The sequence below is a fragment of the Bacteroidota bacterium genome (genome assembly GCA_016720935.1).
GTDB lineage: Bacteria > Bacteroidota > Bacteroidia > AKYH767-A > 2013-40CM-41-45 > JADKJP01.
Genome location: JADKJP010000004.1, coordinates 616139 through 634278 on the forward strand (window position 1 = coordinate 616139; position 18140 = coordinate 634278).

Genomic DNA, 18140 nt, shown 5'->3' on the forward strand with positions numbered 1-18140 from the left:
GTGGGGACGGGGGACGAGGGACGGGGGACGAGGGACGAGGGACGAACATCCGCACAATAAGCTAATAACTCAATAACCTAATAACTCAATAACCTAATAACTCAATAACTCAATAACTTAATAACAAAGGTACGAGGGAAAGAGATTTGAAAAGCTTGTATTATTTTGGAGTGATTAGATGGAGATTCACTTTCGTTTTCAACTGATGTCTTAGCACATTCATGAATGTTGAATTCACTTTAAATCCTTTTTTTTTAGCTGAGAAAAAAAGATTGAGCGAAAGCACGGTTAGGTTCGGCGAGGAGAAGTGTTCCGCCGGGTTTTACAAGGACTCCGAAGGCATTGATCAAATCTGAAAATGCTTTTGTTTCATAGGCAACATCTGCGGCCAGAACGAGATCGGAAGCGAAAGAAGGATCGGGATTTCTCCAATCGAGAATTTGAAAGGATGCAGGTTGAGGATTATTCAATTTCCAATTGTGTTCTGCAAAAACGAGTGGCTCCGGCATGTAGTCGGTGAGCGTGACTTTTGCTCCCAATTTTCCCGCGACAATTCCGGGCAAACCTAGTCCACATCCGATTTCCAGCACGTGTTGTCCGGGCTGAATGATGCTTGAGGAAATAAGATAATTTGAAAGCGCGATAGCGGATGGCCACAAATCCGCCCAATACGGAATCCGTTCATCCTGTACATCCGGATGATCTTCTCCCTTACGGATTAATTCATTGAAGAGAAAATCAACATCTGAAATTATATCCAGCTGAAATGAAAGTCCGGTGAGGAGAAGCTCTTCTCGTTGTGTGGGATAGTTGGAAGGAAGCAAACTAGAATTTTTCGCGCTAAGGACGCAAAGAGAATTAGTGGATGACTATAAATTTGGAAGCAGGGAATCGGGAGTTTTTCTCAGGGCAAATGAAGTAAATTCCGGAGGCATAACTGCTCACATCAATCTTTGTTTCTTTTCCTGAAAATGTATGACTTGACAAAGTCCGGCCATACATATCTTTTATCGTATAGGCTGTCGCAAGATGTCTTAACTGATCTTTCCATTGCACGACAACTTCATTGGTTGCGGGAACAGGATAAATGTCAAATGGATTCGTAGCAGTAATTTCTTTTACTCCTGCCGTTGGATCGGTTTGCAAAAATATTTGTGCGCCACCTCCATACAAGCCATATACCAGATCCAGGAATCCGTCTTCATTGAGATCGCCTCCACTCACTGTCATGTGGAAACTGTATTTGTTTCCCTGGATTTGCGAAAGCAGCGTGTCATCGAGAGTAAATGTTCCGTTCAGGTTTCCGTCAATATTTGAATAGGAAAATACTTTGCCCTGCATGCAGGAAACAATCATGCGATAAGAACCATTGTCGTCGAATACATATGGAACAGAATACCCGTCCGGGAAACCGCTTGTTTGAACAACAATTCCACCCAATGTATCATTGGTAGGCGTATTACTGAAGAATGCGGAATTAACGGTCCCGATATTTTCAAAGTAATTTACAAATCCGTTCTTCTCCCCTATTATCAGGTCCGGTTTACCGTCACGGGTGATGTCCACCAATTGAGGCGCCGCAGTATTTCCGACATCTATTCCCATGTATGCCGCGGCTGTATAAACAAATGATGCAGCTACTCCTGGTCCGGCGGTATTGTTGAAGTAATACAATTTTCCATCCTCCGAACCAATGATCAAATCCGCATCAAGGTCTCCATCGAGGTCACCGAAAGTCGGGATAAGTGGTCCCTGCAGATTAAAAGGTATGGCTCCGGCATAATTTCTTGTTACAAATTCAAATGAAGGCGAAGAAGGTGTACCCGTATTTCTGTAATACGCCAAACCGGATTCAACATTTCCGCTTCCAACTGATAATGATTTATAACCAATGATCAAATCAAGCAAACCATCCGCATTGGCATCAAAAAACACGGGAGCAGACCCTTCACCCAAATCAATCATTTCACTTTGTAAAAATGCATTTTGCTGGAAAGAAAAAACGGGCACAGCATTGGTACCGTTATTTTTATAATACAGGACTCCGTTTTTATTTTCAAACTCCCGGTTACTCACGAGCAGGTCTTTTACGCCATCATGATCCGCATCAACATACGCATGAGAAGTGAATGTCGTCATATTCGCCGGTGTGTTGTAGGAAGGAAATAAAGTATCCTGCGAAACCATTTGCGCGGCAACATTGGTACCACCGTTAATGATGAGCAAACTATTTACAGCCTGTGAATCTCCAATCAAAAGATCCTTGTCATTATCACCATCAATATCGATTGTGAACCCTTGCGCATATGTATCATCTCTTCGAGCAACACTTGGTTCCAGCAATTCAGGCGGAACAGGTTGATTAGTTGTACAGCTTGAACTGAATGTACCAACCGCAACATTACTATAATTTCCACCTCGCAATGCAAAATGCCCCCAAGCATAAGTCTCCAGAACAAATTTGTTGATGGAATCACAAACACCATATTGCTCCATACTCATGTTCTTGTAATAGGCAAAAGAACCAACGCAAAAGAATTGTTGTCCGAGGATATCCATATCTCCATCATTATCGATATCATTAAAATCCGGGATCAAAAAACCACTCGCAAGAATATTTGAGAATGAACCGCCACCATAATCCGCTTTGATCTGATTTTCCACAAGAGTAAAAATTAATTGTCCGGATTGTGAATCATTGCGGTATTGCATGATGCCATTGTTATTCAGAGGAACAGTAAACAAATCCGCTTTCCCATCGCAATTGTAATCGTACAAAAGTGCCCAACCACGCATCTCCGGAAACTGAGCAGCGTATTCCGGAGCATAGCGATAAGAATTAATTCCGCCACCACCTGTATTGACAAACGTCATCGGACGGTTGTTTGACATATCAAAAGCAAAAAGATCCATCAATCCATCGGAGTTCAAATCGATTTCTGAAAACTTTGGGAAATTAATTCCCCCGGCCCATGGATACAACAACTGATGTCCGGCATCAACAACAGGAATGGAATCAGCGAAATGAAAATTTAATGGTTGTTGTGCTCTTCCACTGATGCACATAAGTATTCCGAAGAACAAAGCAAGCTTTTTCATGATGGCAATTTGATGTAAAGTTATCATTTGACTTCGCAGGGAGAAAATAAAAAACCGGAAATCATGAACAAGGTTTCCCCCATCCCGATTCCCGGCTTTTTCGATTGTCCGCCTAGCGGATCGCTATCTTTCCCTTGTGGGTTTCTCCGGTTTTGGAATTGATTATTTGAAAGAAATAAAGACCCGAACTCAGGTTTTCCCCTGAAATCTGATATTTATCAAGATTTGTCTCAGCCTTTAATACTTCTTTTCCGGAATTATCAAATAATGAAATTTTCATTTTTTCCCTTTGATCATTTTTGAAAATGAATGTTCCCTGTTTATCCATAGGATTTGGATAAAAATAAACGTCGCGATCAACCATCACAGGCTTATCCAGTCCAACCGGAATCTGGTTCACCAAAGTATTCCAGGTGATGTTCGTCTCTATCGCCGGATTTTGATCAAAGTAAATGAAAGCCTGATTTTCAACACGTGTCGGATCAGGTAATCCTGTTTTCGGATGTATACGGTAGCGAACAAAGCCATGACTTCCCTGCTCATTCACATTACTATCCGGCAATAAAATATTGTTGTAGAGGAAAGTTATGGCGCGGTTGCTGTCGATTTGTGTTTCAACGCTATGGCTGCTCGCAATCAGTTCAAACGTGCTCATGTCAAGTGATGCATCAAGTGTATCACGAATGATTACTGTGAAAGCCGTATCATTACCGGAATTCTGGAATCGAATCATGTAATCCAGTGAATCGTTCATCATCGTGTAATGCATGATATCGTCAACACCTTCAGGAGTGACTGTTTTGTCATTGGGATCATAGGAACAAAGTATGAGTCTTTGATAAGGAGAACCGTCGACAGAAAATTGCACATTGCCAAATCCATCTTCGACATCTATGTGCGACTGAAACCAAACCATATTTCCCGGACCGGGATTCATCATGGTGATATTAATTGTCTGTGATTGCAAGGGTTGCAAATTCGAGAAAGTCCAGAAGATGGTGTCTCCACTAATTGCACTTTGCACAGGATTCGCAGATATAAAAGTCACATTGGGGCTGCCAACGAGATAGAGGCTTCCTTGCGCGACCACATTGCTTGTATTACTAATGACGATATTGGAAGTTCCGCTTTGATAGCAGCGAAGTGATGCAGCATTGAACTGGACGGTACATGTATAATCCGGCAGAGAAGATCGCAAACCAAAATCAAACCCTCCCATGTTTCCGGTGTTGGTGAATGTATAAGCTGGCTGACTGGTAATCACAAAATTGCTGAATGCCTGTGTCCATGCAATGGTATGTGTTCCGAGAGTGGAGCCCATCGAATAATCTCCAAGGTAGTTTGAAAATGAATATGAGCCCTCAGGATTAAGGATTACTTTCTGGTTTGCAATAGGATTTTCACCGATATCGAATTGTCCGTTATTATTTGCATCATAATAAATATGACCGGTGAGATAAGATGGTGGTACTGTCACCTCCAGTGCATTGTATAGATAATATGCGCCTCCTCCTACATAAAGATACAAATCATAAATACCTACAGGCATGGTCTGGCTGATTTGAGTCAGAACCTGCACCAGATTCGAATCAAGAACGATAAATGATGATGCTGCGATGGAATAACCATAAGAAGAATTTTGCTGCAACCAATATCCGACAGTGATATTTCCATAAGGATATGGCCCGCTAGTAAATAATCCAAGTGTCGTGATTATTGAATTTAAAACCTCTCCCTGATAAGCGATAGCAGGGGATAGTCCGATGATCCCGTCGACACCACCAAAATCCAGTCCTGAGACGTTCGCGTTGTTAATCGCAAATGTGAATGACGCCGAATCAGATGATCGAACATAATCATGTGTATTACCTCCGGTCCATGTAATGGTATAACTTCCATTCATTAATGGATAGGAATAATTTCCACCTGTATCGGTATAAACAACCTGATTGCCCGGTTGCAACAACAGAGCCTGATTCACCAGCCCGGAATCAATCACATCGAAAACTCCATTTCCATTTTTATCGAAGAAAACCTTTCCGCTTGCATATCCATCCGGAGGAACTACCGTAAAACTGGATGGTAAAGTATAGGTCTGCAAATTAGATCCGTAGAATTGAACATCTGTTGTCGTAACAACCAGATCATAAACACCCGTGAGAGCATTTCCAGGAATGCTAAATACCAGGTTTAGAGTATTAGGGTTTATAACTGTACAAGGATTTGGGATTGAAAACATGTTGTACCTGTCACAAACCGGAATCCTGTTTACACCCTGCTCCAGGTAAACTTCGTATATATTTCCATTTGCTGATATTGAAGTCAAGAAAAGATTACTGGAAGTCACAGTTGTAGTAAGATATGTTTGACCCTTGTAACCTGTGGCCGGATTGATTCCGGTTAATTGCGCGAATCCAAAATGAGAGAAAAAGATTAAGATAAAGAATGAATAGAAATTCTTCATAATTGGTGTTTGTTGATTCCGGATATCCGATCAATGACGTAAAAAAAATCGAAGGCTCAACTCTATCTGCAACATATTCTATCTCTGAGATTTCAAATAAACCGGAAATCTTGTCAGAACATATTCTGACAGATTTCCGGTGTTTCCGATTCCCCGCCTAGCGGATCGTTATCTTACCTGCATGCGATTCTCCGGTTACAGAATTCAAAAGACGGAAGAAATAAAGACCACTTGCAAGATTTCCTTTGTTGAGGGTGTACTCCTCATTTGTTGTCGTTGTATTCAACACTGTTTTTCCGGAGATATCAGTCAATGTAATGATCATTCTTTCTGATTTATCATTCCTAAAAATAAATCGTCCGGTTCTATCCATTGGATTCGGATAGAAAACAACAGCATTGTCAATATTGATTTTATCATCCAGTCCGACCGGAATCTGGTTCACCAACGTATTCCACGTGATGTTCGTCTCTATCGCCGGATTTTGATCAAAGTAAATGAAAGCCTGATTTTCAACACGTGTCGGATCAGGTAAGCCTGCCATCGGATGAATACGGTAACGAATATATCCATGGCTTCCGGGTTCATCCACATTACTATCCGGCAACAGAATATTATTGAAAAGGAATGTTACCGCGCGATTGCTGTCGATTTGTGTTTCAACGCTATGGCTGCTCGCAATCATTTCAAATGTAGTCAGATCAAGAGACACGTCCATTGTATCGCGAATGAGAACGGTAAATGCGGTATCGTTTCCGGAATTCTGGAATCGGATGAGGTAATCCAGAGAATCACCCATCAAAGTATAATGCATCACATCATCAACTCCTTCAGGTGTTACCGCTTTGTCATTCGGATCAAAGGAACAACGTACAATTGCACTGAATCTTGGACTGCTTTCAGAATATTGTATTGCAGAAGTACCATCTGTTACATCAATATGTGTATCATACCAGATTGAACTGCCAACACCAGGATTCTGCATGGTCACAGCAATCGAGCGACTTTCCATAGGTTGCAGATTACTGAATGTCCAGAAAGTAGTATCACCGTTCCAGGATGTCCTTGGTGGATTTACATAACCGAAAACAATATTCGGACTGTGAATCATATAAATAGTTCCCTGTGCAACAGCATTGCTTTGATTCACATAAGTGATGTAAGATGTAACGTATTGATTGCATCGCATAAATGCCGGACTGAAATAAATATGCGTGGTGTAATCCGGAAGCGCTGACCTCAGACCGAAATCCAGTCCTGTCATATTACCGGTATTGGTAAATGTATAGCTTGGCTGACTGGAAAGTACATAGGATCCAAGATACGGTGTCCATGCAACTGTATGAGAACCCAAATCTGATCCCAGAACATAATCCCCGTAGTAATCGGAAATTGCAAGGGTATTATTTGGTGTTAATAAAACCTTCTGCCCTGAAACAGGAGGCTCACCTGTATCAAACTGACCATTGTTATTTGAATCATAATAGATATGTCCGGTCAATAATGATGGTGCGGGGGTGACTATAAGAGCATTCGGTAAATACCAATAACTTGAGTTAACGTACATGATCAATTCATAAGTTCCCACCGGCAAGCTCAAAGGAACGGTGTATAATAATTGAGCTCGGTTCGTATCCAGAACAGTGAATGATTGTGTCGGAACAGAATAGGTATAATTGGTGGATTGATTTCGAATATAGGAATAACCAATATTCCCATACGGGTTTGCTCCGGTCAGGAACAAGTCTCTCGAAACAACAATTGCATTGAGCAGTTCTCCCTGATAAGCTGTTCCAGGAGATAAACTTACTAAACCGTCAATTCCACCAAAATCGTATCCGGAGATATTGGCACTATTCATAGTGACAGTATATGAAGCGGAATCTGAACTTAACAAATAGCTGGTACCGCTTAAATTATTCCAGGTAACAGTATAGGTTCCATTCATCGCAGCCAAACTATAATTTCCGTTTGCATCTGTAGTTACAGAACTTCCACCCGGGCTCATGGTAACATATTCGCCCGGTATTCCAGGTTCTCCCGCATCATGTACTCCATTAAAATTAGTGTCATAATAAACCAAACCGGAAATGTATCCATCCGGCGGTGTTACCGTGAATGCTGCAGGTAAAGTATAGGTTTGAAGATTTGATCCCCAGAAAACGAGATCGGTTGTCACCAATTCCAAATCATAAGTACCGGTATCAGTTGTTCCCGGAATATTGAAAACGCAATCAGCATTGTTTGCATCAATCACTGTGCATGCGTTGGTCCAGAAATTGGACATGTCCAGAATTGAAATCACACTTGTTCCATTTGTAAGCCGGATACTGTAAATGTTTCCACTAGGAGAAATGGATTGTTGAAACAAACCGTTAGAAGTAATAGTGGTTGTCAGATTTTGTTGGGTAACAAATCCTGAATTGGGAGACATCCCTGTTAACTGTGCTTTAGCAAAAATGCTGACGAGCAGAAAAAATACGAAGGTGTAGAGTCTTTTCATATTGAAGCGATTTAGAAAGAAAACAGCTGAAAGGTAGAAAAAGCATGGAATCACGGCATGAGTATATTGTTCAATGCCCCTGAAAAATTGGCGAACGAGGCTTGAATTATGAAAAATATCAAAAAACAGAATGAAAACAAGGTTCTCCCCCTACTAAAAATTGGCGAAATTATACCCAATCACTACACCTCTTTATACTTTATACTTAATACTTTATACTTAATACCTTATACCATATACCCACTTTCACAAAGCAATTCCTCTACCGAACAAAAACCGTCTTAACATTCACAAACTCCATCATCCCCACTGTTGACAGCTCCCTCCCGAAACCACTTCGTTTCACTCCGCCAAAAGGAAGTGCAGGATCAGAGCGCACAAAATCGTTTACAAAAACATTTCCTGTTTCCAATTGAGGAATAATTTCCTTTGCTTTCCTAATATCACTAGTCCACAGTGAGGCTCCGAGTCCATACATGGAATCATTCGCGACACGAATCGCTTCCATTTCATCTTTAACCATAACAATTGACCATACCGGGCCGAAAACTTCTTCCTGATATGCTCTGGTATTTTTTCCAACACCTGTGAGCACTATAGGCTGTACAAAATTTTCATGACCTTGCGGACCTTTCATTCCATAATGTGCTGTTGCTCCTTCCTTAATCGAATCTTCAATCTGGCTTTTCACTTTATCCGCAAGATCTTTTCTTGCCATCGGACCAATATCAGTTGTTGAATCCATAGGATCGCCTACTTTCAATTGTTGAACTGCGGCGATTAACCTTGCGCTAAAATCATTAGCGACTTTCTCTGTGACAATAAATCGCTTTGCCGCATTGCATGCTTGTCCGCCATTGATACTCCTGGAACGAATCGCCGCATTCAAAGCAAGTTCAATATTCGCGTCGTCCAAAACGATAAACGGATCATTGCCCCCGAGTTCCATGACTGTTTTTTTCAAATGCTTCCCTGAAATTGCCGCCAGATAAGATCCTGTCGTATCACTTCCCGTGAAACTCAGTCCGGCAATCCGTGGATCAGCGATAAGTTCAGCTGCGCTTTCATTCGAAAGAAAATGATTGCTGAAAAGTCCGGCTGGAAATCCTGCAGACAAAAAAAGTGATTCAATTTTCTCGGCGCACTGCGGCACATTTGGAGCATGTTTCAACAAAATTCCATTACCTGCAAACAAAGCTGGCACGGCACAACGAAATACCTGCCAGAACGGAAAATTCCAGGGCATGATCAGAAAAATCAAACCCAGCGGTTCAAAAGAGATGTATGATTCTGATGCTTCTGTCTTTACAGATTCCTGCTTTAAAAATGCTTCAGCGTTTTCCCGATAATAATTTATTGCCGAAATGGACTTCTTTATTTCAAGTACTGATTCACTCAACGGTTTCCCCATTTCAGTAGTAATCAGTCTGGCAAGATCCATCTTTTGATCTGACATACTCGCTCCTAATCGCTCGAAGCAGGCTGAACGTTCAGAAATTGATTTATTTTTCCAAATCCGAAATGCATTCCACGCAGTATCAGTACCGGTAAATGATTCGAAAGAATAATTCTTTAATTCTTGTCCGGTGAATGGATTGCGGCTTTGATAGTTCATGAATGCGCTAAAATTACATCCATCCCAAGAATTTGCCAAACTAAAAACACAAAATAATAGCTATCCATAGGGATAAAACATTAGTAATATTCCTTACGATGATGTATTTTCCGTACCAGAATCAAGCTATGCTGCCCATCAAAGCATTACCCCCGCCAAACAAATTAAATTCACAGGTATTCAATATGCGTTCTATTTTCTTAAAAGCAATACCTCTTTTAATTTTTATTTTTTTTCTGAATAATTTTTCATCTGCAGCTGCTGCTTTAGACTCTCTTACCTGGAAAAAATTAGAGAAAGAACAAAGTATCGAAAAGTGGTTGTACATAAAAAAAGGCGACTCTCTGCAATGGGCATTACCTTCGTATGATGAATCACACTGGGACAATCTTTTCACTGATTCCGCAAAAACCGCTGCCGATTCCGTTTACGAAGACTATTTCGGCGCAGTTTGGTTACGAACACATATATGGGTGGACTCCAGTCTCACGAATAAACTACTTGCTCTGAACACAAGTTTGTTAGGTGCCTGTGAAGTTTACCTCGACGGAAAACTAATTCAGTCCATTGGCACATTGGGTATTAATGGAAAAGAAGAAAAATCCGGCTTTACGGTAAAGCCAAACCCATATCCGTTTTATTTTGACCGCCCGGGAGAACATCTGCTTGCATACAGGATCACAAATTTTTCAGAAAAACAACCGGCATATTATGTCAATTTCAGTTCGCAGGTAGATGTTGTTACAATCAATTCAGAAATATCAAGATTATCAGATGAACTCCATGACCTGACTGATTTTTCAAACGAATCTAAAATTCTGGTATTCTCAGGAATATTTATAACGCTTACACTCTTTCATTTTGTCCTGTTTCTATACTACAGAAAAAATAAAACGAATCTCTTTTACAGTCTCTTTACCTTATTTCTTACCATCATATTCTTTGGTGCATACCAAATCATGAGTGGAACTGATTTGCAAACTACACAGGAAATTATGGTTCTTGAAATGGCAGCAATATACCTGGCCCCTTTGTTTTTCCTCGCGCTACTCTACCAGGTATTTTACAAACGCTTATTGGCAATTTTCTGGATTCTTGCCGGCATGCTCGTTTCCGCCGGATACCTGATTTTTATGACTGATTTTAAAAAACTGGGCGGCTTCTTTGCTGTAGGATTCATATTCACCGGAATGATTGAAACCATTCGTGTCTACTTACGTGCCTGGTTAAAGAAAAAAGACGGAGCAGGAATTTTTCTTTTGGGAATATTATTACCTCCTGTTGGCACGCTCATACTCTGGATCATTAGTGGCCTGATTGGAAAACTAGGATATAGCAATTGGGAAGAAAATTTATCAGCTCTCCTTGGTCAATTCTTTGGCTACTCATTATTGCTCAGTGTTTCAATCTCAATGACTATTTATCTTGCCAGGGATTTTGCAAGGATGAATAAAAACTTCAGCAGCAACTTCGTGAAATAAAACAGCTTTTTGAAAAAACAATTGTACAGGAATCCGAACGCAAACGAATTCTGGAAAATCAGAATATTGAACTGGAGCAAAAAGTCACGGAACGCACCACGGAAGTAATGCATCAGAAAGCGGAAATCGAAATTAAAAACAGGGACATCCTCGACAACCTGAATTACGCCCGACGTATCCAGTCCGCCATCCTTCCGGACATCAAATTGATTTACGAGACACTGAAAGACTCATTTATCTTTTACAGACCAAAAGATATTGTAAGTGGTGATTTCTATACGTTCTCACAAAAGAAAACCGCGTCATCATTTCTTCCGCCGACTGTACAGGTCATGGAGTAACCGGTGCTTTTATGAGTATGATCGGCAGTTCGCATCTGAATCAGATAATAAATGAAAGAGGAATTCTTCGTCCGTCCGAAATTCTGAACCATCTCAATACAGGTATTACAGAAGCATTGAAGCAAACGGACAAAGAAGTGAACGATGGAATGGACATTGCGCTATGCAGTCTTGATTTGCAAAATCTGAGGTTGGAATATGCGGGCGCTAACCGGCCGCTTTGGTTGTTCAGGAATAGTGAATGGATAGAAATTAAACCCGACAAATTACCGATTAGCGGATTTCGTGTCAATCGTGAAGCAGTGTTCACCAATCATGAAATTGAGCTCCGGCAAGGCGACACAATTTATTTGTTTACGGATGGATTCGCGGATCAATTCGGTGGTCCTGATGGAAAAAAGATTCTCTCCAAACGTTTCCGCGAAATCCTGCTGTCGATGCAAACCATTTCGATGCAGGATCAAAAAAAGAAACTGGAATCATTTTTTGATGAATGGAAGAAAAACACGGAACAGGTGGATGATGTTCTGGTGATCGGAATTCGGATATAGCGCCTCATTTCAGATAAAATTATTTTTTAGCAATAGAAACAATACAATCAGACCTTCCGGATAAGTATGAAATTTTACAAAATTATTCTGCTTACGTTTCTTTTTTTATACAGTGGGCAAATTTGCTTTGCCGGCACAAGCGTTGATACTTTAAAATCCGCCACCTACAAAAAATCAAGAAACCATTTTGTTTACAGGGGGTGGAAGTACATGGCCGGTGATGATATTTCACGTGCTCAGCCCGGCTACAACGACTCTTTATGGCAAGTGATGCCATTGAGTCCATTGTCATTCATGGAAACCGGTTTGCCTCTTAACGATTTCAAAGGAATAGCATGGTTTCGATTTCACGTGTATATCGATAGTTCACTCTCCAAAGACACTTTATCAATATACATGGAATCTTACGGTGGAACCGAAGTGTATCTTGACGGAGTAAGGGTTGCAGATTATGGAAAAGTCGGAACCGATGCCTCAACCGAAGTTTGCGGATATTCCTTCGAACCCAAACTCGTGATTCTTCCGGTTTTAAAACCGGGTAATCATGTTTTTGCGCTTCGTTATTCCAATTTTAAGGGTGCGAGTAAACATTTGCTTAAAAAATTACACCGCCCGATTTTTATTTGTGTTGACCAAATACAATCGGGAACGAGAATACACCGACCTCTATTGGGATCAGACACCCAATATTCTGTTTACAGGAATATTTATTGCCTTTAGCGCTTTACATTTACTGTTGTTCTTCTATTACAAACGAGAACGCGCGAATTTCTATTATGGACTATTCGCTTTTGGCTTTGCTTCCATTTTCTTTATCAATTATATTGAAGGTTCCGGGACCAACATCCGGATGACAAATATTCTCGAAGCGGTTTCAACGGGCATCATCATTCCATTTTGCTCGCTGACCATGATCAGGCTTCTCTCTCAGATTTTCAATAAAAAATCCGCCCTCGCATTTTACAGCATCCTTGTTCTCACGTTGCTATACAACCCGTTGAATTGGTTTGATTTGTTTATCAACAAAGAACTCTTTGTCATTATCCTGATTATTTCGCTCGCTGAAATACTTCGCCTCATTATCCTTGCAATGGTAGAAAAAAAGGAAGGCTCGAGAATTTTCGGACTGGGACTCCTGTTTTTCCCCACCTGCCTGATAATTACAATCGTGGTAATTGGCATTTTACAGAACCTGAACAATCACTCCTGGCAAACAAAGTTCATGGATTCATTGTTGAGTTTTATGGTCTATGGTTCCATCCTGGGTATTTCATTTGCAATGACAGTTTATCTCGCACGTGATTTTTCAAAAATCAATAAAAAACTTGGCGCACAGTTAAAAGAGATAAAAGCATTGTTCAACAAAACTGTAGAACAGGAAACCGAGAAAAAGAAAATCCTGGAAGAGCAAAAATCCGAACTTGAGGAGCAGGTGAAAATCCGTACTTCAGAACTGGAACAAAAAAACCGTGACATCCTTGATAATCTTCATTACGCCCGGAGAATACAATCCGCTATCCTTCCTGAGACTTCACAAATTTACCAGGCACTGAAAGATTCATTTGTGCTTTATCTCCCAAAAGATATTGTCAGCGGAGATTTTTACTTTTTCCCAGCGTGAAGGAAAGGTAATTTTTTCCGCCGCGGATTGTACCGGACACGGAGTAACCGGCGCATTCATGAGCATGATTGGAAGTTCACAACTGAACCAGATCATCAACGAACGAGGAATTACTCAGCCTGCAAAAATCCTGAATCAATTGAATACGGGAATCGTTGAAGCTTTGAAACAAAATCCGGATGAAATCAACGACGGAATGGACATTGCCCTCTGTACAATTGATTTGGCAGAAAATAAATTGCAGTTCGCCGGGGCAAACCGTCCGCTCTGGATTATCCGCGACGGCGAATGGAAAGAAATCAAGGCCGACAAAATGGCCATTGGCGGTTTTCGACTCAAAGCTGAAATGACTTTCTCCAATCACGAAATTCATTTACACAAAGGTGATCTCATCTACTTTTTCTCTGATGGATATGCGGATCAGTTTGGCGGAGAAGATGGACGTAAAATGTTATCCAAACGTTTTCGCGATAAACTGATTTCCATGCAAAACCTGAGCATGCGTGAACAGGAAAAAGAACTGTTGACCTATTTCAACAACTGGAAAGGCCACTATGACCAGGTTGATGATGTTCTGGTTATAGGCATCAGAATTTAATTTTGAATTATTAGAAAATAAAAAAAGCCATCGCCCAAAAAGACGATGGCTTTTTTTATTTCAGATGATGAAATTATTGTTTGATGATCCTTGTCTGGAAAGATTGTTCCGTGTTTTTCAAAACCAGAGTGTAGCTTCCCGGAGCAATTCCGGATACATTGATTGAGTAATCACTGTTTTGCATTACGTTCTCAAATGATTTTTCTTCCACAACCTGACCAAGCATATCCGTAAGCAGAATGGTCCAGTTCTTTCCCGCTGAAGATTTGTTAAACCTGATTTTCATCAAATCCTGAACAGGGTTCGGATAAATTTCAACCTGGTGATCGATCGAAATGTCGGCGATGCCAACAGAAGTTATCGTAATCGATTGACAAATTGTATCAGTACAACCATTGCTTCCGGTTGCTGTGAGACAAACAGTATATGTTCCCAGATTTGAATAGGTGTGCGTTGGATTCTGTGATGTTGAACTGGTCAGATCACCGAAGGTCCAAAAATAAGTTTGACCATTCGTGGATGTATTTGTGAAATCAACAACATTCGCATTGATCACTTCCGTGTAGGCTGCCTGTGGTAAAGGAAGAACATCCGCCTGAACAGGAACTCGGGCACTCTGACAAGGATACTCCTGAAGTTCCCAGTCATAGAAGTAATAATAATAACCAGGAGTACCAGCATTTGTTCCGGTAATTGAAACAATTCCGGAAAGTGTATAAGGAACACGGCTCCGCCATTATTGCGGTACAAGCCTGTACTTCCGGCACAACCCAATTCAAGATTTGTTCCAACAGGAATATCAAAATTCAGATTCACACGACTTTCACCATCCGGAATATTGACCGTGATGGACTGAATAGTAGTATTGTTCTGAATTAATGTGATGGTACGATTGCCGGCTCCTGTCGCGTAGACTTTTACAGATTTTAAAATCACAGGTGTGTAACAATCAAATACCAGATCATGATAATTTGTATTTGTAAACGGACCACCACCGGAGAATGTATTGTCAACCGGTCCCGCATGTTGTGCTGCAGGATAAATATCATCCTCCACATAATATGTTGTCGGGAATGCAAGTGGAGGAGTATTAAATGTTGAACCGGTTCCGAGAGCGGCACCTCCGCTGGAAGCAGCATACCAGGTCAGAACACCACTGCCGGTAGCGGTCAATGCCGCTGAACTTCCGAGACATGCTGATCCGTCTGTAGCGACAGGAGCGACAGGCAAACTGATGGTGATGTAATTGTTCATCGTGAGTGTATCGCTGCCATTGGCATTTGTCACAATCAGGACAACAGTATAAACACCGGATGCTGAATAAGTATGAGATGGACTTTGAAGGGTAGATGTACCGCCATCACCAAAATCCCATGACCATGTTGTAGGACCATTGGTACTACGATCACTGAACACAATATTTCCTGAACAGGATGTGGTATTGTTAGCATTGAAATTCGCAACAGGAGGAACATTTGACAAAGAACACTGCCAGCTCAGCGCAAAGCCCGGACGTGTAAGTCCACCATCTGTTGTTTGACGAATCGTAATGGAACCGGTAGTGGAAGCAATTGTTCCTCCGTTGGGCAGAGCGGTTCCATCATAAGTTCCAATCAAAGTGGAAGCGGTTGTTGGTCCATCGTAGACATAGAGGTAATCAAAACCGGATTCAAAATCAAATGAACTAAATGTAAGTGTAACGATAGATGCGCCAACCGGAGCGATAGTGATTGTCGCGTCAGTATTGTCGGCATAATCACCTGATGGACCACCGCTATCGTAGAGTTGTCCGGCACAAGCTGTTTGCATTGTTCCCGAACCGGTAGAAGGAAGAGAAACAATACAAGGATTGAGACTGTCAATGTTTACAAACTGCGTTTTCAAAACTGTATCAATTCCGCAAGAACCACCATCAGCAATCAGGCTTACATTGTATGTTCCGTAGGAAGAATACATATGTGTAGGATTTACAAGGCTGCTTGTTCCGCCATCACCGAAATCCCAGGTAAAGGTTCCGGCGTTAGAACTTTGGTTGGAGAATGTAACAGAAGCCGGAGCGGAACAAAAAACAGTAACCGGCGCAAGGAAGTCACTGGTCACTCCGGGTGTAAATGCATTCCCCACTCCTACCGCATGCCATGCATTCGCGGTTTGTACAACTTCATTTGTACAGGGACCATACAAATCAATCGCGGCCTGAATGGAATAAGAGCGAGCGTCAGCATACTGAGAAGTTGGAACAAGATAAACTGTATTCATGCGGAAACAGATCGCTGCGGCGGCATCAATTCCTAAACCGCTTACTGTGTATGCATCACCATTGTCATTGGTACCGGTACCACCTTCTGTAAGAAGATAGAACCAGTGGTTCATTACACCGCTGTTGGAGTGAACACCACCGTTATCCGCGGCTCCTGTAGCCCAGTTATTTCCCTGGTAAGTATCCGGATCGCCATAAGCGTTTGGATTGGACATTGAACGGAAAGGAGAAGAAGAAATTTCATCGCCAATTAACCAGTTGATGGATGCAGCGGGTTTTCCATAGTGGCGAATAGAATTTCCCATACAATCGCTGAACGATTCATTCATCGCACCTGATTCATAAGAATAATTGAGTCCGGATGTAAATTCTGTCAGTCCATGAGAAATTTCATGTCCTGTTACATCAAGCGCTGTAAAGGGAGTATAATTTCCTCCATCGCCATCGCCATAAGTCATTTCAGTTCCATCCCAAAAAGCGTTGGCGAAATTTACATCGTAATGCACATAACTTAAAAGACGGAAACCATTTCCATCAATACTATTACGGCTGAATTTTACATTATAAAAATCATACGTTTTCTCAGCACCCCAATGCGCGTCACTGGCATATTCATCCATTTGCGCGTTTACGTTATTCCAGTAATTATCTGTATCCAGAAAATCGGTGTTGGTGTAATTGGTAGTTTGCTGGAGGTTATAGGTTTCAATTCCATTTCCACGACCCGTTTCACGTAACCTGTAGGTTGTTGCATTTACACTATCAGCAGTCATTTCACGAATTCCGCTGTAAACTGTCACCGCGGTAGCGATTTTATCTGTGTAGTGAATACGGTCTTTTGTATAAATCACTGCACCATTGGCAGCATTCACGAAAATGTATTCACGACGCAAAGGTTTTTCAGCGTACACATCAAAACGATACGCGAGTATATAATTCGCATCTTTAGGTTCTCCGTTCACAGGAGCCAATACAAGTTCTCCCTTCGGATACCATGTTGCAGAGGGGTCACCGGTTTGCTTTTTCAGCAAAGCTTCCATTTGCGGCAGCTGCCAGCGATAAACATCAGCATGCACATAATCCAAAGCTGCATTGAGTGCTTCAGTTGCGGCAATGCCAGGTGTGGATGCCGACTGAACACGATTGAACACAGTTCCATTCACAGAAACCATGCGATCATTTTTTACATGCACCAGGAACATCGTACCTTCCAGTTCGAGGCCTTTGTAGGTTTGTCTGTAACGGTAGTGCGTCATCCCGAGAAGATCTTTCTCAGCATTCAGTAACTTAAACCCGTAATCTGAAGACAACTTGAGCGCGTTGTGAGCCCAGTTTTCAAAAGATGAAAAAGGCAATTGCGCCTCGGCCCGAAACTGGATAAATTCCGGAATTTCATTTTTGGTGCCGATAATAATTTTCTCAGCGCCTTTAATTTTTTGCTGTGCTTCATGGCCTGTAATTTCACGGGCGGAAAGATTGGTCGTGACCAAGGTCAGGACAAGCAACGTCAAGTACTTGTTGATGAATTTCATTTGGTAGAATTACTTTGTGGAAATTGATTAGACAGAAGTGCAAGGTAAATAATAGCGGATTTCTATTGATGTGCC

13 protein-coding genes are annotated in these 18140 nt (G+C 41.4%); 6 read left to right on the forward strand and 7 right to left on the reverse strand.

Features of this window, described 5'->3' with window-relative positions:
* Positions 1-254: 254 nt before the first annotated feature.
* The 5 genes from IPP86_06530 to IPP86_06550 form a co-directional block, all read right to left on the reverse strand.
* Complete coding sequence (locus tag IPP86_06530) at positions 255-824, reverse strand: methyltransferase domain-containing protein (GenBank protein MBL0138174.1); 570 nt, start codon at positions 822-824, stop codon at positions 255-257.
* 34 nt (positions 825-858) lie between these two features.
* Positions 859-3099, reverse strand: coding sequence for a T9SS type A sorting domain-containing protein (locus tag IPP86_06535; protein MBL0138175.1), 2241 nt, complete (start codon positions 3097-3099; stop codon positions 859-861).
* A gap of 112 nt (positions 3100-3211) precedes the next feature.
* Positions 3212-5563 carry a T9SS type A sorting domain-containing protein gene (locus IPP86_06540; protein MBL0138176.1) on the reverse strand — a complete coding sequence of 784 codons (2352 nt, stop codon included), beginning with the start codon at positions 5561-5563 and terminating at the stop codon, positions 3212-3214.
* A gap of 157 nt (positions 5564-5720) precedes the next feature.
* Complete coding sequence (locus tag IPP86_06545) at positions 5721-8066, reverse strand: T9SS type A sorting domain-containing protein (protein MBL0138177.1); 2346 nt, start codon at positions 8064-8066, stop codon at positions 5721-5723.
* A 262-nt stretch (positions 8067-8328) separates the two neighbouring features.
* On the reverse strand, positions 8329-9681 hold the full coding sequence (locus IPP86_06550) for an NAD-dependent succinate-semialdehyde dehydrogenase (protein MBL0138178.1): 1353 nt from the start codon (positions 9679-9681) through the stop codon (positions 8329-8331).
* Between the two features lie 185 nt (positions 9682-9866).
* On the opposite strand from IPP86_06550, the gene IPP86_06555 reads away from it, so the two are divergent.
* From IPP86_06555 to IPP86_06580, 6 genes are all read left to right on the forward strand, one after another.
* Positions 9867-11162 carry a hypothetical protein gene (locus IPP86_06555; protein MBL0138179.1) on the forward strand — a complete coding sequence of 432 codons (1296 nt, stop codon included), beginning with the start codon at positions 9867-9869 and terminating at the stop codon, positions 11160-11162.
* A gap of 107 nt (positions 11163-11269) precedes the next feature.
* Positions 11270-11503 (forward strand): hypothetical protein, encoded by a 234-nt coding sequence (locus IPP86_06560; protein MBL0138180.1) that lies wholly within the window; start codon positions 11270-11272, stop codon positions 11501-11503.
* Positions 11467-12054, forward strand: coding sequence for a SpoIIE family protein phosphatase (locus tag IPP86_06565; protein ID MBL0138181.1), 588 nt, complete (start codon positions 11467-11469; stop codon positions 12052-12054). The genes IPP86_06560 and IPP86_06565 overlap by 37 nt, the downstream gene beginning before the upstream one ends.
* A gap of 66 nt (positions 12055-12120) precedes the next feature.
* On the forward strand, positions 12121-12774 hold the full coding sequence (locus IPP86_06570) for a hypothetical protein (protein ID MBL0138182.1): 654 nt from the start codon (positions 12121-12123) through the stop codon (positions 12772-12774).
* Positions 12683-13675, forward strand: coding sequence for a hypothetical protein (locus IPP86_06575; GenBank protein MBL0138183.1), 993 nt, complete (start codon positions 12683-12685; stop codon positions 13673-13675). Before IPP86_06570 ends, IPP86_06575 begins: the two co-directional genes overlap by 92 nt.
* Positions 13641-14273, forward strand: coding sequence for a SpoIIE family protein phosphatase (locus IPP86_06580; GenBank protein ID MBL0138184.1), 633 nt, complete (start codon positions 13641-13643; stop codon positions 14271-14273). The genes IPP86_06575 and IPP86_06580 overlap by 35 nt, the downstream gene beginning before the upstream one ends.
* 73 nt (positions 14274-14346) lie before the next feature.
* Here the strand turns inward: IPP86_06580 and IPP86_06585 are convergent, their stop codons facing one another.
* Both IPP86_06585 and IPP86_06590 read right to left on the reverse strand, forming a co-directional pair.
* Positions 14347-14829 carry a T9SS type A sorting domain-containing protein gene (locus IPP86_06585; protein ID MBL0138185.1) on the reverse strand — a complete coding sequence of 161 codons (483 nt, stop codon included), beginning with the start codon at positions 14827-14829 and terminating at the stop codon, positions 14347-14349.
* Complete coding sequence (locus IPP86_06590; GenBank protein MBL0138186.1) at positions 14826-18065, reverse strand: M4 family metallopeptidase; 3240 nt, start codon at positions 18063-18065, stop codon at positions 14826-14828. Before IPP86_06590 ends, IPP86_06585 begins: the two co-directional genes overlap by 4 nt.
* Between the last annotated feature and the right edge of the window lie 75 nt (positions 18066-18140).

Excerpts from the sequence above, each read along its gene's own strand:
- IPP86_06570 (MBL0138182.1), top strand. The coding sequence starts at position 12,121 with ATGAAATTTTACAAAATTATTCTGCTTACGTTTCTTTTTTTATACAGT.
- IPP86_06550 (MBL0138178.1), bottom strand. The coding sequence starts at position 9,681 with ATGAACTATCAAAGCCGCAATCCATTCACCGGACAAGAATTAAAGAAT.
- IPP86_06555 (MBL0138179.1), top strand. The coding sequence starts at position 9,867 with ATGCGTTCTATTTTCTTAAAAGCAATACCTCTTTTAATTTTTATTTTT.
- IPP86_06535 (MBL0138175.1), bottom strand. The coding sequence starts at position 3,099 with ATGAAAAAGCTTGCTTTGTTCTTCGGAATACTTATGTGCATCAGTGGA.
- IPP86_06545 (MBL0138177.1), bottom strand. The coding sequence starts at position 8,066 with ATGAAAAGACTCTACACCTTCGTATTTTTTCTGCTCGTCAGCATTTTT.
- IPP86_06590 (MBL0138186.1), bottom strand. The coding sequence starts at position 18,065 with ATGAAATTCATCAACAAGTACTTGACGTTGCTTGTCCTGACCTTGGTC.
- IPP86_06560 (MBL0138180.1), top strand. The coding sequence starts at position 11,270 with ATGCATCAGAAAGCGGAAATCGAAATTAAAAACAGGGACATCCTCGAC.
- IPP86_06540 (MBL0138176.1), bottom strand. The coding sequence starts at position 5,563 with ATGAAGAATTTCTATTCATTCTTTATCTTAATCTTTTTCTCTCATTTT.